Genomic DNA, 18082 nt, shown 5'->3' with positions numbered 1-18082 from the left:
TACCGTGCCCCCAAAGGTTCTGTGATGACTGAATGAAACGCGGGATCGATACCACCCAGATGAAGACCGGTGTTCTTCCGGCGCGCTCGCCGATGGCCACCGGACAACTGGTATTGGACACCATCGACTATGACGAGCGGGCCACAATGCGCGCCTGGGAAAACTTTCTGTCCGACGCGCCGAAATGCGCGCGCGATCCGGTCCAGGTCCGTTCGCTGATTCACGATTCCTGGTACCGCAGCGCCACAGGCGGGATCAACGCGCAGGGCGTCGAGGCGCCCCTCAACAGCAACCGCGACGAGATCGAGTATCTGACCCGCGCCAACGCCGAGCTGCTTTCGGCGGCGCGGCGGCCGTTCGCCTCCCTTGGCCCGCTGCTCGAAGGGACGGGAGCGATGCTGGTGCTCGCCGACAGCGACGGCGTACTGATCGAAGCCATCGGCGACAAGAAGACCCTGCATGATGGCATGGATATTCATCTCGCCATCGGCGGCAAATGGAATGAGGGCGCCGTCGGGACCAACGGCATCGGCACCGCGCTCTGGACCGGCGAAACGATCTTCGTCCACGCGGCCGAGCATTTCTGCGCCGGCATCAAAGGCTGGACCTGCGCCGGCGCGCCGATCCGCGACCCGTTGGATGGAAAGATCATCGGCGTCGTCGACCTGTCGGGCTATTCGCCGATCTTCCGCCCCCACAACACCGCGCTTGTCGCCGCCACCGCCAGGCAGATCGAAAAAGCATTGGCGGAGCAGCAGCAGGAGCAGCGCACCCGACTGCTCGAAGCCTTCATTTCCTCCGCACCCGGCTACCGCGGAAAAGACGGCCTGGTGATCGTCGATCACCGCGGCCGGGCGATCTTCTGCAACAACGTGCCCAATGGCGACACGACGGAGATGACCGACGGCCCGATGGAGCCGGGCCGCGGTCGCTGGCTCATGAACCTGCCCGCGTCCGGCTCCGACAGCGATCTCGCCAAGGCGCTGCCGGCGCACCTGCGGTCGTGCCATGTCACGCCGCTGAAGCTGGACGGCAATCTCAGCGGCGCTGCACTGGTGTTCCCGGCCGCGCCGGTCGTTTCGGGCGTAGCGGTGATCAACAGGGAGGCGAACAAACAGTTGCAGGCAGCGACGTCGATGATCGTCGGCGAAAGCGAAAAGCTGCTGGCCGCTGTCGATGTCGCCTGCCGCGTGGCGCGGTCGAGCAGCGTAACATCGCTGCTAATCGAAGGTGAGACGGGTGTGGGCAAGGAGCTGTTCGCGCGGCTAGTCCATGCCGGCAGCCGCCGCACGGAGAATGATCCGTTCATCGCCATGAATTGCGGCGCCATCACCAAGGAGCTGTTCGGCAGCGAGTTGTTCGGCCACGTGGCCGGCGCCTTCACCGGCGCCTCGCGTGAAGGCAAGGCGGGCGTTTTCGAGCAGGCCAATGGCGGCGTGCTCAGCCTCGACGAGATCGGCGAATTGCCGCTCGAGATCCAGCCGTTCCTGTTGCGCGTCCTGGAAGAGCGCGTCGTCCACCGCATCGGCGACAGCAGGGGGCGGCCGGTGGACGTCCGCCTGGTCGCCTCGACCAACCGCGACCTCAAGCAGGAAGTCGCGGCCGGGCGCTTCCGCAGCGACCTCTACTACCGCATAGGGGCCGTCTCGATCCGTGTCCCCGCCCTGCGCGAACGTGGCGAGGACGTGCTGTTGCTGGTCGAGCATTTCAATCGCCAGATCGCAGACAAGGCCGGCAGCGATCCGCTGCAGTTTTCAAGCCGCGCGCTCGAAGCCCTGCTTGCCCATCGCTGGCCGGGCAACGTGCGCGAGCTGAAAAACCTGATGGAGCGCCTGCACATCCTGGCGCGAAACAGCACCATCGACCTCCAGGACCTCCCGTGGGAAATCACCGCCGGCAATCGCAACGACGCGACCATGCACGGCGACCATCCCGCGGCCATGCTCGAGGCGCCGGTGTGCACGTTCGAGGATGCCGAACGCCAGGCGATCAGGAACGCGCTTGCCGCGGAGAACGGGAACCTCAGCAAGGTCGCACTGAGACTCGGCATCTCGCGGCCGACGCTTTATCGCAAGCTCGAGCAATACGGCATCCGACGCGGCTTCGTCTGACATCTGGCAAAGAGAAAACCCATGGCATTTGCGCCATGGGTTTAGGGAAATGCCGACCTGCAGATCGAGCCGGCCGCAAGGGCGTTGATCAGGCGGCCTGCGGCGCAGGTTCGCCCGCGCCGACCATGCCGGCGCGCAATGCAAGGCCCGCGGCGGCCGCACCGAGACACGGCGCAACGATATAGAGCCAGAGCTGCGACAGCGCCGTCCCGCCGGCAAATAGCGCCGGGCCGAGCGAACGGGCTGGATTGACCGAAGATCCGGACACCGCAATGCCGGCAAGATGGATCATGACCAGCGTCAGCCCGATCGCCAGCCCGGCCAGAGGACCTGCGCCGCCTTCCGCCGTGGCACGCAGGATCACCAGCAGGAACAGGAACGTGGCAACCGCCTCGAACAGGAACGCCGAAGTCGCCGAATAAGCCGACCAGCCGTTCTGGGCAAACCCGTTCGCCGCCACGTCATAGCCGGCGCCCTTGCCTTGCGCGATCACGTAGAGCACGGCCGACGCGATGATCGCACCCACGCATTGCGCCACGACGTAGCCGACCAGATCGCCGGGTTTCATCCGGCCGGCAACGAAGACGCCCAAGCTTACTGCCGGATTGAGATGCGCGCCTGAAATCGGCCCGATGGAATAAGCCATCGCAATTACCGCCAGTCCAAAGGCCATTGCGACGCCAAGCAGTCCGACCTCGGCGCGCATGAAGAGAACCGTCGCGCAACCGAAGAAGACCAGCGCGAAGGTTCCGACGAATTCACAGATGTATTTGTTCACTTTTTCCTCTCCAGATTTGTGATGGTCTGGACCGGACGCCGCGCCTTTTCGCACGGCGTCCGGTCCAGAGTTTTTCAGGGCACGATGACGCCGCGGCCGGTGAACCGCCGGTTCTTGAAGTCGTCGAGCGCGGTGTTGATGCTGGCGAGATTGTACTCGGTGTAGTGCATCTTCACCTTGCCGTCGGCGTTCAGCTCCATCAGCTCGACAAGCTCGGTGAAGTTGCCGACCAGGCTGCCGCCGATGTTGATCTCCTCGATGACCAGATGCGCCGTCGGCACGTTGACGGCGCCGCCGTAACCGACGACGAACAACTGGCCGCCCTTGCGCACCATCTTCCAGCAGATATTCTCGACGCCGAGCTCGCCGACGAAGTCGATGACCACATGGGCGCCGCCGCCGGTGATCGCCTTCACTTCCTCGATGACATTCGGCCCGCCATCGAGCACGAAGTCGGCGCCAAGATCCTTGGCCAGCACGCGCGCCGCAGGCTCGCGATCGACTGCGATTATCCGGCAACCCGAAATCGCATGCAGCGATTGCAGCGCGATATGACCGAGCCCGCCGATACCGAGCAGGACGCAGTAGCTTCCGGGTCGCAGGAGTTTGGCGGCCCGCTTGGCGGCGCGATAGGCGGTTATGCCGGCATCGGCCAGCGGCGCCACCTCGATCGGCGTGACATTGGCGTTGAGCTTGATCAGCGAGCGTTCGCTGGTGATGAAGTATTCGGCGAAGCCGCCATTCATGCCGAGGCCCGGGAACTGGCCATTGTCGCAGTACATGTCCTCGCCGTGGCGGCAGTTGAGGCAGATGCCACAGGAGCGGAACGGATGGCAGATCACGGCATCGCCGCGCTTGACCGATCTGACGCCGCTGCCGACCTCCTCGACCCAACCGGCATTTTCGTGCCCCATGATGTAGGGCAAAAGACTGCCGTCGGGGTCCATGGTCGGCTTCCACACCCCTTCGATGATATGGAGGTCGGTGCGGCACAAGCCGGCGGCGCCGACGCGCACGATCACCTCGTCCGGTGCGGTGATCGTCGGTGCGGCGACGTCCTCGATCTTGAGCTTGACGTTCATTTTCGGGTCGTATTCGTAAAGTCTGGCGGCTTTCATCGTCGTGTCCTTTCAAATCGTTCGGTGAATGCCGCGTCAGGCGCGGCCAAGCTTTTCGGCGCCGCCGCCGAGCGCCGGCCCGGCGGTCGGGTCCTCGTCCTCGGCGAGGTCGCCGATCAACGTTTCGGTGGTCAGGATCAGCGTCGCCACGGAAGCCGCGTTGGCGAGCGCCGTATAGGTGACGCGGACGGGGTCGACGATCCCGGCTTCGAACATGTTCTGGTAGCTGCCGGCGGATGCGTTGTAGCCGTAGCCGCCATTGATGCGCGTCACCTCGGCCACCACGGCCTCGGGATCGGCGCCCGCATTGGCGGCGATGCGCCATAGCGGCCGTGTCAGCACAGAGCGGACCAGGCGCACCCCTTCGGCGACGTCGCCATCGACACCGGCCGTCACCTTGTCGAGTAGCGGCGCGATCTGGGCAAGTGCCGAACCACCGCCGGCGACCACGCCCTCCTCGGAAGCCGCGCGCACCGCATTCAGCGAATCCTCGATCAGCTGGATCGTCCGCTTCTGCTCGACCGGCGTGACGCCGCCGGCGTAGAGGATCGCGGTGCCGCCCGAGAGCTTGGCCAGGCGCTCGCGCAGCTTGTCCTGCTCGATGTTCGGCGGCGCGGCCTCATATTGCCGCTGCACCTGCGCGCGCCGTGACGCGATCGCGTCATGGTCGCCGCCGCCGCGAATGATCGTAGTGTAGGACGAACTGGTCTTCACCCGGTCAGCGGTCCCGAGATCGTCGACCGTGATGTCCTCGATCCGGCCGCCGAGATCGCGGGCAATCACCTTGCCGCCGGTAATGATCGCCAGATCCTCCATCATCGCCTTGCGCCAATGGCCGTATTCCGGCGGATGGACGACGAGGTATTTGCCAGGCCCCTGCTTGCCGAGCAGTGTGACGACAACTTCCGGCGACACTTCCTCCGACACGATCAGGAGCGGCCGCCCGGCCTCGTCGGCGATGCGACGCGCAGCCTCGAGCGCTTGAGGCTCCTTGATCTTGAGATCCGTCATCAGGATGAAGGGCCGTTCGAGCACGGCCTCCATCTTCTCCTGGTCGGTGACCATGTGATGCGAGAGGTAGCCGCGATCGAAAGACATGCCCTCGACCACGTCGAGCGTGGTTTCTGTGGTTATGCTGAAGTCGGTGGTGATGACGCCTTCGGCGCCGACGCGCTGATGCGCTTCCGCCACGAGCGCGCCGAGCCTGGCATCGGTCGCGGCGATGTTGGCGACCGAGGTGAGGACGCCATTGCCTTTGGCAGGCTTGGCCGAAGCCTTGAGGGCTGAGACCACCGCTCCTACGGCAAGCTCGATGCCCTTGCACAGATCGACGGATTTGGCGCCGCGTTCATTCGCCTCGATGCCGCCCTGGATCAGCGCGTTGGCAAGCACGATGGCGGTCGTGGTGCCGTCGCCGGCGACCTCGTTGGTCTGCATCGACACTTCTCGGACGACCTGCGCGCCCATGTTCTCGAAGCGATCGTGGAGCTCGATCTCAGAGGCGATGCTGACGCCGTCGCGGGTCACCATCGGTGTCCCGATCGGCCGGTCGATCATGGCATTCATGCCTTTGGGACCGAGCGTAGGCTCGACAGCCGTCGCCAGTCGAAAAACGCCACGGGCAAGGGCACGACGGGCCTCTGAATTGTGAAGCATAATTTTGGGCATGACTCCTCCTTCCGCCTTACGGGCGGTTTGTTGGTTGGGGGCCTCGTGCGAAGGAGGCCGTTGCTTTCGGTTCTGCTTAAGCGACCGGCGCGCTTCGCTCCGGCACGCGATCCATGATGAAGTCGACCAGCGTCGGCTCCCCGTCGATCACATCCAGTTCCTTGTATCTTGCCTGCTTGAGCCCACGGCAAAGCGCGCCGTTGAACTCCATGTTGATGCGCACGGCGCGCAACTCCGCGAGATAGGCATCGAGGGCCTCGGACGGAATTTGCTGCCCCTCCCAGGTGACGAAGACGGGATCGCCCTGCCTGCGCTCCGGAAAGCGCTCGACAAGCGCTGCCCGGTATCTCGCTTTCTGGTTGACGTCGCCGGCCCCGAGACGGGCGACGTCATACGCTCCCAGGTCCATGCCGAGGATCTCGCAATCCGTCAGCCCTTGCTTCCTCAGACCAAGCAGCACGGCTTCCTGACGCCGCTTGAACGCCTTCTTGCTGAAGGTCTCGCGCAACGCGCCGATATCCTGGTCTCCGGCAAGCCCGGCGAATATTTCGCCAAAAGTCTTGCCGGCCTCGATGCCGCGATTGACCTCTTCCGCGAACATGTGGTCGTGCAGCTTGACGCGATAGGCGGGCGACCAGGAGAGCTGGTCGAGCGCCTGGCGCACGCCGTCGAGCATGAGGAAGGCGAAATTGGGCGAGCACCAATAGGTCGGCAGGCGGAAGTCGACCTCGACGCTGCCCTCGCCCGTGACCTCGGCCCGCTCGACGAAGCCCATCTCGGTGACCGGTTCGTCGAGCTCCGGGTCGTTGACCTCGCCGAGTCGCCGCCAGAGCTCCTTCTCGCGGCTGCCGGAAACGCTGGCGGTTGCCATGGTCCCTACTCCGCTGCGATGCTGAAGGGCGAGCTTGCGAGCGCCTTCTTCTTGGCATCGATGTCGATGTTGTAGAGGCGCGCGGCATTGAGGCCGAGGATCTTCTCCTTGGTCTCCGGCGTGAGATCGACGCCCCGCTCCTTCTTGATGTCTTCCGGCAGCTCGAAGGCCCAGAAGCGCTCGACCAGCCAGCGCGGCGTCCAGATCGCGTAATCGGAGCCGAACAGGATCTTCTCGGGTCCGATCCAGAACAGCAGCTCGGCGATGACCTCGGCGAAATAGCGGGGGCGCGAGTGGATGAAGGGAAGCGCCACCGCCAGGCCGCCATAGACGTTGGTTTCCTGCGTCGCGATCCAGCAGAAATCGTCAAGGCGCGGCAGCCCGCAATGCTCGACGACCCAGTTGAGACCCTGGAAATCGGTCGCCGCATGGTCGACGTCATGCACGTCGAAGGCGTCCTTGCTGAGCGGGATGATCGTCGGACCCTTATGGACGTGGATATTCCTGATGCCGAGCTTCTGGCACAGCTCGAAGCATTTGTAGGCATCGGGATCGGTCAGCCTCCAGCCCTTGGAGGCGCCGTTCCACTCGGCCGTGTACATCTTCACGCCCTTGATGTCGTAGGTCTCCTTCATGAAGTGGATGTATTCCAGCGCCTTCTCACCATCGCGCGGATCGAAGGCGCCGTTGACGATGAAGCGCTCCGGATAGCGCTTGGCGACCTCGGCGTTGCGCTCGATCGTGTTGAAGCCGTTCTTGTAGAAATCCTTCAGATAGGTCGACTGGACGATCGCCACGTCGTCCGGGCCGTCGATGAACAGGTCGCGGTAGAGATCGTCGGCGCTGTATTTCTCGAACTTGCCCTTCTCCCAGAGCTGCTCTTTCGGGCTCAGGCCCGTGTGATAGGCATAGAAGCAGTCGATGAACTGCTTGCCGTGGATGTTCTTCTGGTTTTCCGGGCTGCCGTCCCAGAAATGGGTGTGGCCGTCGACCACGAAGATATCCTTGCCTTCAGGTGTCCTGTACATTTCTGCCTCCGCAGTCGTTGTCTTATTGGGCGCCGTGTTGACGGGGGGCCGGCGCGCCGCGTCCAGGCAGCGCGCCGGGACTTCCTCAGATGTATTCGAAGACCTCATCCATGTTCCCGAACAGGATCACGGTGTTGTCGTCGATGCGCACCATGCGGCCGTAGTGGGTGGAGGTGTTGACCTCGAAGATCTCGGCCGTCATCTCGCGGCCGAGATATTCGCTGATCTCGTCCATCTTGAAGATCAGCTTGCCGTTGCCGTCGATGCGGATCATGGCCGGCTGGTAGGTGACGATGACCCCCGGCTTCTTGCCCATGAATTCGGCGATGGCGCGGGCCTCGACGGAGTCGTTCATGGTGACGCCGCATTGGTGCGAGATCGTCTGCTCGAAGGTGATGTCCTTCATCGACTTGAAGATGTTGGACTGCGAGGCGTCGCGTGCTGCTACTGACATGATCTTTTCTCCCCTGTTCAGCGCTTGAGGCCGAGTTCGCCGAGGATCCGGCCGATCCGTTCTTCGGATTGGGCGCGAACGTCGGTGAAGGAAACCGGCTTGGAATGCGGCATCGACCAGATCGGCTGGAGGCCGGTGGCTGCCTTGTCGGCGAGCACGCCGTGCTTGTTCACCCAACCCTGGAACAGCTTCCTGTTCGCCGCCCCGTGCTTCTCGTCGTGGGCGAGCAGGTAGATCAGGTCGATGGTGTTGGCGAGGTTGCGCTCGTAGTCGGCTTCGGCGGCCGAAATCACCGGCGGCGTGATGAAATCGTGGTTGGCCGCAGCCGCCTGCATGAGGAAGCCGGAGCGGAACAACTCGCCGACCAGCGGCTCGAAGACGATGTTGATGGCGAAGTACTGCTCGAGATAGTCGGTCGTGCCCATGATGGTCTCGACCGCTTCGCGCGTGCCTTGCCACACGCCATCCTCGAGCCAGTGCTTCTTGCCGAGCTCGTCGTCCCAGCCGGCGATGTCCATGCCGATCTCGGCGAGATAGAGCGTTATGTCCTGCGCGAGACGCAGCTTGTAGGAGGAGTTGGTCAGCGTCGCGTTGTTGATCATCTGCGTGTAGCCATAGCGCTGCGCCTGCATGAGCGACGTGCCCAGACCGAACTCGGCGTGCTTCCATGCCCCGAGATGCGCCTGCAGGAGCTTGGCCCAGACCTTGTCGAACGTCTTCGGAGCGCCGGCCCGGCGGGCGTTGGTAATGACGCTCTGCACCATCGTCTCGATCTTCGACTGGCGCTGGTAGTGCGTGCGTTCCCATTCCTGGTCGGGAGCGCGGAACGCATGCCAGTTCGAGCTCCTGGCGGCCGTGTTGTCCTTGACGTAGGCGCCCTTGCCGTTCGAGAAGTTGATGATCCAGTCCTGGATCAGGTAGCGCTCGGGGTCGGGCTGCACGTCGACCGTGACATCCTCGTAATGGGTGGCGCGCTGACCTTTCGGATCGAAGTACCGATACTTGCGGCTGTCCGAATCGGCGAAGATCGCGGCTCCCGCGGCTCCCGATCCTACTGAACTCGACGTTGCTACCATTGTCTTCACTCCCTTTGTTGCAGTTGCTCTGATGTCGTCGGCTCCGGCCCGCCTCAATGGGCCGGGGTGGCGTTGGACGATGTGGTGAACCGGTCGAAGAAGATGCGTTCGGTCTCGAAGCCGTTCATGAACAGCACCGGCTGCAGCGCATCGATCATCGGCGGCGGACCGCAGGCATAGACGTCGCCCTGCCCGTCGACCGCGAGCTGCTTGAGCTTGGCGTCGACGCTCTGGTGCACGAAACCGCGCTCGCCGTCCCAGGTCTCGCCGTTGACGTGCGAGAGAACGGGGATGAAGTTCAGCTCCGGGTGGCGGCCGGCAAGCTCGGCGATCCTGTCGAGATAGAACAGGTCGGCGGGCGTGCGCGCGCCGTAGAAGAAATAGACCTCCCGCTTCTCGCCGCTCTTCAGGTGATCGTTGAGGATCGACCAGACCGGCGACATGCCGGAGCCGGCGCCGACCAGGATCAGGGGACCTTGCCGCTCTTCACGTCGGAAACAGGTTCCATAGGGCCCGACGACGGTGACCTCGGCTCCGACGCGGATGCCTCCGGAATCGAGCTCTCCGGAGAACTTTCCTTCGGGGTATTTCTTGATGATGAAGGAGAGCTTTTGGGTTTGGTCCGGCGTATTTGCCATGGAGAACGAGCGCGTAATCGTCTCCCCTTTTTGCGTGGTGACTGTGATGTCGACATATTGCCCAGCCCAGAATTTTATCGGCGAGCCGAGTTCGATCTCGATGCCGCGGATGTCGTGGGTCAGATGCTCGAACTTGGAGATCCGGCCCTTGAACGTCTTCACCGCGATCGATTTCGCCAGGACCTCCTCGTCGTAGTTGAGGAGCTCGACCTGCATGTCGGAATAGGCGATCGACCGGCACAACAAGACGTGGCCGCTCTCCTTCTCCATGTCGTTGAGCGCGAAGGTCGAGTATTTCAGCATGTCGACTTCGCCTTCGAGCAGCACGCATTTGCAGGCCGAGCATTGCCCTTCCTTGCAGCCATGCGGCAGCGCGATGCCCTGGCGGAAAGCCGCATTCAGGACCGTTTCGCCGTTTTCGACCTCGAACTCGACGCCGACCGGCTCCAGGCGCACCGTATGAGCACCAGTCATCGATAACCTCCCAATTCCTCTCCGTTCCCGCCCTGCGGGGCGGGAAGTGGCTTTGCTCCGGAATGTCGCGGGGGTCGGAGATCCGGCCCCCGCGCACGGATGGTCAGTTGAAGGGCGTGATGGTGAAGCCCGCCCGGTACTCAGCGAGATGCTTCTCACGGTCCGCCGGCGACATGGCGCGGAGCGCCTTGAGCGGCGATCCGAGGATGTTGCCGCGCACGTCGTCGAGCGTCCACTGCTCGTCGGCGCCGAAGCGCAGGTGCGGCTGCGGGATCAGCGTCTTGCCGTCGGAGCGGACGAAGTTGAGGTCCTTGATGGCGTCCGCGAGGTCCCAGCCGTCATAGAGCGTCTCCCATTCGCGCTTGCCGCTGAAGCGGCCCATCGCGGGTGTCGGACGGCCCTGATACTCGTCGGCGAAGGCTTCGACGGCGGTCCAGCGGTCGAGCTCGTGGGCGAAGGTGTGCAGCTGCCCGTCGATCTCATCGACCACCATGTCCTCGCGGATCAAGCAAGGCACCAGGCATGACCAGCAGCGGTGCGGATAGACGTAGCCGACATCGCTGTTGAACAGCAGCACCTTCTCGCCCTTGTGGCTGAGCTTGGCGTACCATTTCCAGAAATCGCCGAACTCGGCGTACCAGCCTGGATATTTGTGCTCGAACCACTCGAAGTCCTTGTCGGTCTGCGCCTCGATGCGCCAGAAGTTGACCGGCCAGCCGACCGCGAAGAACTGGCCGACCTTGTGGACGTAGTTCTTCTTGGTGATGCGCTCCCAGGCGGCCTGGACGTCGTCATGATGGATCTTGATGCCGTATTTCTCGAGCGGCAGCATGTAGGTGCGGTAGTAATCCTCGTAGATCCAGCGGTGCCACATCTCCGCGTAGGATTCCTTCGACTTGTCGCGGTTGGTGGTGCCGTATTCGATGAAGGTGCCGATCGCGGCGTCGACGATGGCGTGGTTCTGCCAGAAGGCGTAGCGCATGTCGCGCTCGAGCAGCAGGTGATTCTCCGGCTCCTTCAGCGCTGCCATCAGCAGCGAGTGGCCGTTGCCGATGTGCCGGCTCTCGTCGGACTGCACCGACAGGAAGACGGTCGGCAGCGCATAGTCGCCGTTGCGCGCGGCTTCCGAAGGCATGGCTACGAAGAGAGTGTTGGTGAACGCCGTCTCGGCGACGACGGTCAGATACATGCAGGCGGCCGTCATGGTGTCGCCGGTGATGAAGCCTTCACCGAACTGGCGGCCGATCGTGGTCGCATAGCATTTGCCGAAGGCTTCCTCGGTGATGTCGAAGCCCGCCGGGTCGATATAGTTCTCCATGTACCACTTCTTCAGATTCATCTGGATGGTGGAGTGGCGGAACTCATCGACCATCTGCATGGTGAAGCCGGTTCTGAGGTCCTCGCCGGGCGCCAGCCGCGCCACCATCGCCATCGAGCGTGCGGCGGAAATTTCCGGGAAGGGAATGATGGCGAGGAAGAGCTTCATCCACTCCACCCAGCGCGGCTCGACATTGCGGAACATGTCGCCGCGAAGAGCGGCGTCGAGCGCGCCGTAGACGCGATTGTCCTTTTCCTCCTGCATGGGGAAATAGGAGCGCAGCACCTGCTTCATCGGATCGCGCGGCGCCTTGGCGATCTTGTAGTCGGTCGGAAACGTCATCGCTTCCTGGACATAGGTCGGGTTCCAACCGAGGTCGGAAATCTTCTTGGTCGCCTCGCCCACGGAAATACCGCGCTGCGAGGTAATCTTGTTAAGTGTCAACGACGACATCGTCATAAGCCTCCACCAGGTTGAGCCATGGATCCCTCGATCCAGGGCATGAGACGGCACACAACGCCGCCAGTGAGTTTGCGAACGGCATGACAAAGGGTTGCGCCCTCAGGCGCGACACAGGGTCCAACCATTCAAGTGGATCGCGGCAAAGGTTCTCGAGGTGGGCTGCGGGCACTGCGACACCCCAGTCGCATCTTGCGATGGGCGTATCGAAGCGCGTGTGCTGCTGCTTCCTCCGGTCCTTCGTTCTTTTGGCACCGCGTCGGAACGCGATGGGCTTCTTATGCGAATAGGTAAAGCAAGCCCCGTGCCAGTTTGAATTTTGAGCCTGCGGGCGCTCTTTGGCGGAGGCCGCCACTGGTTTAGCCGGCGAATTCCCGGACGACTGTAACGATATTTTACAGTTGTATATTACATATGTAATATTTGTATGTCTTTTGTGCGATGCAATATATACTTTTAGCGACTGCGATATAAATAAAATAATCGACCTCTATTCATTTCAGTCATTTCATACATTATTTGATGACCGATCTCGGGCGAGAGGCAGTGCCGAGAAAGACGATGCCGAGCGACAATGACAGCCCGGGCCTTCCCCGGCCCAACCAGTCGGACGACGTGACCGCCGAGCTCGTCAGGCTGATGCCGCGCGACCTCGTTTTCGTGATGCGGTTCATGGGCGAGAGCCAGCACCGTCTGCAAAGCCATTTCCAGGATTTCATCCGGGCCGAGCTTGCCGCCAGCGGCGTGACCGCCGAGACGCATCCGATGATCCATCTGTTCATCGAAAGCCACGCGATCCTGTTGCGCGACTTCGTGTTTTCCGGCGTTTCGCTGTCGCGCCAGTTCCGCATCGCCGAGATTGAGCATCTTACCGGCGACACCACGTCCATGATCCGCGTCGACATCTGGGACCAACTCAAGAGCCATATCGAAACCGCCGAAAAGCAGTTCCGGACACAGGTTGATGGTCTGCCGGGATTGCTGTCCGCGTTCGAAAAACCGACAGAGAAAAAGTGATGAGCGGCGACACGAGACACGACGCTGGACTGGCCGCGCTGGTCGCTCGCCGATTGGCTCTCGTCGCCGAAGTCTCGGCGCTCACCGCCGAAGCACAGCGGCTCAATCAGAAGCTCTCCGGTATCGAGATGGAGGTGCTGCGCCTGCAGCTCGAGATCGGCAGACATGGCGGCAGCACTGAACTGGTGCAGGATTTGCATGACGCTGAAGAGAGTGCCGCGGCCGCGAGGCAGGCATGCCTGAAGAGCGAGGACCGCATCGTGGCAGTCGAGGGCGAGGTCGCGGATGTGGACCGCGCGCTTGCGCAAGCGACGGGCGGCAGTGGTGGAGACAAGCCGTGAACCAGCAAGCAATGCAAAACCTGACGCCGTTCGACCTCCTGGCACGAAGCTGGCGGCGCCCGGAGGCGGTTGCCGATGTGTGTTTCAGCGCCGACGGCTCAACTGTCGCATTCGCGTCCGTGGACGGATCCGTCGCAATCGGCCAGACGGCTGATCAGGAACCACCGGAATCGCGGGTCAGGGTCAGCGGCGACCTCGGACAGACGACGATCCGACCACGCGAGAGGCAGCCGGCTCCACTAATCGCCACTCAAGTGTTGGGAGACGGTGACGCACCGATCACCAGCTATCTTCGCTCCGACTTCCTGGTCGGCACTGCAACCGGCGAGATAACACACCTGCGGGCCGACGGCCAAGTCTCGCAACCATCCATCAAGATCGAAGGACCGATCGTCGCTATCGCCCACAGCACCCCGACAGCCATGACGGCCATCAGCGATGGACATGATGTCTTCCTGTCGCGCGCCCGCGATGAAGTGGTGAAGCTGCAACAAGCGTCTTCGTCGACGGACGCAGTCGCGTTTTCGCCGGACGGGAAACGGCTCGCCTTCAATTCCGGCAACGGGACGTCAATCTGGATGGTCGACGGCAATCCCGTGCCGATACATGAATTTTCCACTCCCTCACGCCCGACTTCCATCCGCTGGAGTTACGACGGCTCATGGCTGGCATGCGGACTTGAAACAGGAGGCTTTGCCCTGTTCTGCCTGGCGGATGGCCGCTCAGGCATCGTCGGGGGATTTCCTTCGCCGGTCCGGACAGTGTGCTGGAGCACGCCAGGGAATGCGCTGTTTGCGTCGGGCGCGTTCCGCATCGCGGGCTGGTCGATGGCAGCCCCGCCGTTTGACGAAGCGACTTCCGGCGCGTTGGAAACGGGTAGGGCTGGGCTGGTTTCTGTCGAGACGTTGGCGGCGCACCCGGAGAGGAAGCTCATTGCCGCAGGCTACGCCAACGGCTGGATCACTGTCGCCCAGATCGGGTCGCGCGACGAACTTGTCGTGAAGACTTCCGGCAGCACGATTACCGCGCTGGCCTGGTCCGGCGACGGACGGCATCTGGCGGCAGGCATGGCGGATGGCACAGCGGCAATCGTCACCTTCCCGGCAATGCTTTTCAAATAGTCGAAGCGATCCGCATCAAGCAGGAGGATGGAATGCAGACCGAACTCACAGCCGAAGAGAAGAGCAAGGACGATTTTTTCGAACGCCTCGCCAAATTGTCGGAAGAGATGGTGGCCAAGCATGGCAAGGATTTCAGCATGGGGGCATTGGTGCTGGCTGCACGGTGGATTGCCGAAAACCGAGCAGGCCCTCTGAAGACCAATTGAGCTTCAAGGCGTTTTTGACGGGTCACCTTCCGAGTCGCGCTTTGGAAGCGTTTGTAGAATGTTTTCCTCCTGGCGGCGGCCGTGAAGCCATTCAGGTGAACCGCGACAAAACAGTCGACGCATCAAGGCGGTTTGTCGTCTCCGCCGAGGAGAATGCTGTGACATCTACGCTTTCGAGGCAACTGCGCTGCCATCAACGCGACCGGTAGCATCGTCACCCAGATGTCTACTTTCCCGGCGTGTGGCAAAAGTTACCTCCCGGCTGACATGAGGCGCCAAGCAGTCATTCAGGATCTTGCCTGCAGGGGGCGCTATGGACAATTTCCGCAATCGTCAATACGGACTGCCGTGGTGGCGTGTTCCAAGCCGGCGATCGGTCGCGCGATTGGGCTGCCTTCGGACGGATAACTAAAATTCGGGGATCCGAAGCATCCACAGGAATATTCTGTTGGTATTTTTGTTGGGTAGAATTATCAGTAATTAACGTTCAATTATCTGGAAACAAAGGCAGATTTCCATCACTTGGATTCCGCCTCTGGGCACCATCCCCTCTTCTCCCGACAAAATCCAGCTGTCCAGGTCGCACATCGCTCGAAGCGACTGCACCGCAAATTCTCTACTAAGACTATAGATTAGATTGTTTTTGCTCGCTTCGCTCGAAGCTCTCGTCGACTCTTCGTTCTTGCGACCATACTCGAAACGGCTCGACGAAACGCAGTTGCCGTGCACGTCGCTGTTTCGCGGACAGGCAGGACATGACAAGCAGATCCATTATCCTCAACGGCTTCACAATGAATGCCGTCTCCCACGTCAATTATGGCCTCTGGCGGCATCCTGACGATCGGACGTTCCGCTATACCGATCTCGATCACTGGATCGAGTTGGCGCAAATCCTCGATGCCGGCGGCTTCGACTGCCTGTTCATCGCCGACGCGTTGGGTCTGCTCGACGTCTATGGCGGCGGTCCGGCGGCGTCTCTGAGCGGTGGTGTGCAGTCGCCCGTCAACGATCCCCTGCTTCTTGTCGGAGCGCTCGCCGGCGCCACAAAGCGGTTGGGGTTTGGCATCACCGTCTCGACGACCTATGAGCAGCCATATCTGCTGGCGCGAAAATTCACTACGCTCGACCATATCAGCGAGGGGCGCGTCGCCTGGAACGTTGTGACCTCGCAACTCGACAGTGCGGCGCGCAATCTCGGGCTGGAAAAGCAGCTTCCGCACGACGAGCGCTACGACCGCGCCGACGAATTCCTGGAGGTCGCCTACAAGCTCTGGCAAGGCTCGTGGGAAGACGACGCGATCGTGCGCGATCGGGGCAGCGAGGCCAATCCGCATGGCCTCTATACCGATCCGGCCAAGGTGCATCCGATCGGCCATCATGGCCGGTATTACTCGGTGCCTGGCCGCCACCTTTCCGAGCCGAGCCCGCAGCGCGTGCCCGTCATCTTCCAGGCCGGCGGCTCGCCACGCGGCCAGCGCTTCGCCGCGCGCCACGCCGAAGTCGTTTTTGTCGCTGGCGCCGATGCCGGCGGCATCCGCCGCAACGTCGCCGAGATCAAGGCGCTGGCGGGGAAAGCCGGACGGGATCCGGACACGATCAAGTTCGTCAGCGCGCTCTCTGTTGTCACCGATGAGACGGACAGCGGCGCGCAGGCAAAATTTGCCGACTACCGCGCCTACTATGACGTGCGCGGCGCCCTGACCCATTATTCCGCCAGCACCGGCATCGATTACGCCGACCAGGATCTGGACGCACCGCTTCGCTACCAGGAAACCAATTCCAACCGGTCGCTGCTGAAGATGTTCGACGATCCGGCGTCCGGCAGGACGTGGACGCTGCGTGACGCGCTCGCGCCCGCGGGCGGTTTTGGGCGAGGCAAGGCCCTGGTGGGCGGCCCGGTCGCGGTCGCCGACCAGCTCGAACAATGGCTCGAGGAAACAGACACGGACGGGATCAACCTCATCCACATCGTCAACCCCGGCAGTTTCATCGACTTCGCCAACCACGTGGTGCCGGAGCTGTCCAGGCGTGGCCGCGTACGCGAGAACGCCAGAGGCACCTTGCGCGAGCGCTTGTTCGGCACGCCGGATGGCCGGCCGGACCTGACGCATCCAGCGGCTAAATTTGCTTTCCAGCCTGGATCGCAATCGGCCGGGGAGGCCGGACTATGACCGTGCACCAGGGATCGATAGAAGCGAACCTCTTCCAGTCCTGGATAGCCAGAGCGGAAGAAGTGGCGCGGGAACTCAGGCGCACCGGCGCCGAACGCGATCTCGCCGGCCTCGAACCGCGCGCCGAGATCGACCTGCTGCGCAGCGCCGGCCTGCTGACGATCTTCGTGCCGAAGAAATTCGGCGGTGGCGGCGCGACAGCCGCGCAGGTGCTGCAGATCGTCCGCATCATCGCCAAGGGCGACACGTCGGTCGCCCAGCTCGCGATGCTGCATCTGTTCGGCTCGGCGATCGGGCTCGCCGGCAGCAACGAGGCGCTCATCCGCAAGCGTGTCGATGGCTTTCTGCGGCATGGCTGGTTCCATGCCGGCATCGCCCAGGCGGCTTACGAGCCCTTGATCACCGCCAGCCGGTCCGGCGGCGGCTTCGTTCTCAATGGCGCAAAACCTTTTGCCAGCGGCGCGGCGGTGGCCGACACGCTGCAGGTATGGGTGCGTTTCGCCGCTGCAACGCGGATCGGCGATGAAGATGTCGGCAGCCATATCGCCCAGTTCATCGTGGCCAATCCAAGTCCGGGTCTCAGCTTCGGCAACGACTGGAACAATATCGGCCAGCGGCTGACGGTCAGCGGCAGCGCGACGCTCGAAAATGTCTTCGTCTCCGAGGAGGATCTTGTAGGCCACCGGGCTGAAGACGCCGTCCAGACGCCGGCGCAAACGTTGCATGTCGTCATCGGCCAGCAGGCCTTCGGAGAACTCCTTCTCGGCACGGCGCTCGGCGCGTTCGAGGAAGCAGCCGCCTATACGCGCGAGCGCTCACGGCCCTGGCTGACCTCGCCCGCGAAGACGGCCGGCGAGGACACGCTGATCGTCGAGCGTTACGGCCGGCTTTCGATCGCGCTCGCCTCGGCCGTCGCGCTCGCCGACGAGGCTGGACGCGTGCTGCAGCGAGCCGTGGAAAAAGGCGACCGTCTAACCGAGGAGGACCGCGGCGCGGCCGCGGCCATCGCCTACCAATCGAAAGTGCATTCGACCGAGGTCGCTCTCGAAGTGACGTCCCGCGTCTTCGAGCTGACCGGCGCCCGCTCGACGTCGCGCGGCCTCGGTCTCGATCGCTACTGGCGCAACGCTCGCACCATCAGCCTGCACGACCCGGTTCACTACAAGGTTTTGGAAGTCGGCGACTACGCGCTCAACGGCCGTCCTCCTCTTCCCACCTACTATTCATGACAGG

At 62.7% G+C, this 18082-nt stretch carries 16 protein-coding genes; 7 read left to right on the top strand and 9 right to left on the bottom strand.

Annotated features, from left to right (window positions below; all coding sequences use genetic code 11):
* The first annotated feature begins 32 nt into the window (after positions 1 to 32).
* Positions 33 to 2111, top strand: a complete 2079-nt coding sequence (locus AC4FWB_RS16110) for a sigma-54-dependent Fis family transcriptional regulator (RefSeq protein WP_491027192.1) — start codon at positions 33 to 35, stop codon at positions 2109 to 2111.
* 88 nt (positions 2112 to 2199) lie between these two features.
* On the opposite strand, the gene AC4FWB_RS16105 is transcribed toward AC4FWB_RS16110, so the two are convergent.
* From AC4FWB_RS16105 to AC4FWB_RS16065, 9 genes are all read right to left on the bottom strand, one after another.
* Positions 2200 to 2889, bottom strand: a complete 690-nt coding sequence (locus tag AC4FWB_RS16105; RefSeq protein ID WP_491027190.1) for an aquaporin — start codon at positions 2887 to 2889, stop codon at positions 2200 to 2202.
* A 74-nt stretch (positions 2890 to 2963) separates the two neighbouring features.
* Positions 2964 to 4007 (bottom strand): NAD(P)-dependent alcohol dehydrogenase, encoded by a 1044-nt coding sequence (locus AC4FWB_RS16100; protein WP_491027189.1) that lies wholly within the window; start codon positions 4005 to 4007, stop codon positions 2964 to 2966.
* A 36-nt stretch (positions 4008 to 4043) separates the two neighbouring features.
* Positions 4044 to 5675, bottom strand: coding sequence for a molecular chaperone GroEL (locus AC4FWB_RS16095; RefSeq protein WP_491027187.1), 1632 nt, complete (start codon positions 5673 to 5675; stop codon positions 4044 to 4046).
* A gap of 76 nt (positions 5676 to 5751) precedes the next feature.
* Positions 5752 to 6546 carry an iron-sulfur cluster assembly protein gene (locus AC4FWB_RS16090; RefSeq protein WP_491027186.1) on the bottom strand — a complete coding sequence of 265 codons (795 nt, stop codon included), beginning with the start codon at positions 6544 to 6546 and terminating at the stop codon, positions 5752 to 5754.
* Positions 6547 to 6551: 5 nt separating this feature from the next.
* On the bottom strand, positions 6552 to 7574 hold the full coding sequence (locus AC4FWB_RS16085; RefSeq protein WP_491027184.1) for an amidohydrolase family protein: 1023 nt from the start codon (positions 7572 to 7574) through the stop codon (positions 6552 to 6554).
* Between the two features lie 85 nt (positions 7575 to 7659).
* Positions 7660 to 8028 (bottom strand): MmoB/DmpM family protein, encoded by a 369-nt coding sequence (locus tag AC4FWB_RS16080; RefSeq protein ID WP_040968968.1) that lies wholly within the window; start codon positions 8026 to 8028, stop codon positions 7660 to 7662.
* A 17-nt stretch (positions 8029 to 8045) separates the two neighbouring features.
* Positions 8046 to 9104: an aromatic/alkene monooxygenase hydroxylase subunit beta gene (locus AC4FWB_RS16075; protein ID WP_491027182.1), complete on the bottom strand. Its 1059-nt coding sequence runs from the start codon at positions 9102 to 9104 to the stop codon at positions 8046 to 8048.
* A gap of 53 nt (positions 9105 to 9157) precedes the next feature.
* The gene (locus AC4FWB_RS16070) at positions 9158 to 10216 is read right to left on the bottom strand and encodes an NADH:ubiquinone reductase (Na(+)-transporting) subunit F (protein ID WP_491027180.1); all 1059 of its coding nucleotides are present in this window, start codon (positions 10214 to 10216) and stop codon (positions 9158 to 9160) included.
* A 103-nt stretch (positions 10217 to 10319) separates the two neighbouring features.
* Complete coding sequence (locus AC4FWB_RS16065; RefSeq protein ID WP_491027179.1) at positions 10320 to 11993, bottom strand: aromatic/alkene/methane monooxygenase hydroxylase/oxygenase subunit alpha; 1674 nt, start codon at positions 11991 to 11993, stop codon at positions 10320 to 10322.
* Between the two features lie 561 nt (positions 11994 to 12554).
* Here AC4FWB_RS16065 and AC4FWB_RS16060 point away from each other — a divergent pair.
* The 6 genes from AC4FWB_RS16060 (at position 12555) to AC4FWB_RS16035 (ending at position 18078) form a co-directional block, all read left to right on the top strand.
* Positions 12555 to 13010: a hypothetical protein gene (locus AC4FWB_RS16060; RefSeq protein ID WP_491027178.1), complete on the top strand. Its 456-nt coding sequence runs from the start codon at positions 12555 to 12557 to the stop codon at positions 13008 to 13010.
* On the top strand, positions 13010 to 13351 hold the full coding sequence (locus AC4FWB_RS16055; protein ID WP_491027177.1) for a hypothetical protein: 342 nt from the start codon (positions 13010 to 13012) through the stop codon (positions 13349 to 13351). The genes AC4FWB_RS16060 and AC4FWB_RS16055 overlap by 1 nt, the downstream gene beginning before the upstream one ends.
* Entirely contained in the window at positions 13348 to 14472 is a 1125-nt protein-coding gene (locus tag AC4FWB_RS16050; protein ID WP_491027175.1) for a WD40 repeat domain-containing protein, read from the top strand. The genes AC4FWB_RS16055 and AC4FWB_RS16050 overlap by 4 nt, the downstream gene beginning before the upstream one ends.
* Before the next feature lie 32 nt (positions 14473 to 14504).
* On the top strand, positions 14505 to 14678 hold the full coding sequence (locus tag AC4FWB_RS16045) for a hypothetical protein (protein ID WP_491027173.1): 174 nt from the start codon (positions 14505 to 14507) through the stop codon (positions 14676 to 14678).
* Between the two features lie 755 nt (positions 14679 to 15433).
* Positions 15434 to 16849, top strand: coding sequence for an LLM class flavin-dependent oxidoreductase (locus tag AC4FWB_RS16040; protein ID WP_491027172.1), 1416 nt, complete (start codon positions 15434 to 15436; stop codon positions 16847 to 16849).
* Positions 16846 to 18078 (top strand): acyl-CoA dehydrogenase family protein, encoded by a 1233-nt coding sequence (locus AC4FWB_RS16035; RefSeq protein WP_491027171.1) that lies wholly within the window; start codon positions 16846 to 16848, stop codon positions 18076 to 18078. The genes AC4FWB_RS16040 and AC4FWB_RS16035 overlap by 4 nt, the downstream gene beginning before the upstream one ends.
* Positions 18079 to 18082: the final 4 nt, after the last annotated feature.

The sequence above is a fragment of the Mesorhizobium sp. LEGMi-168a genome (genome assembly GCF_058312955.1).
Note: the sequence above shows the minus strand (reverse complement) of the source record. Positions and strands in the feature narration are given on the sequence as shown.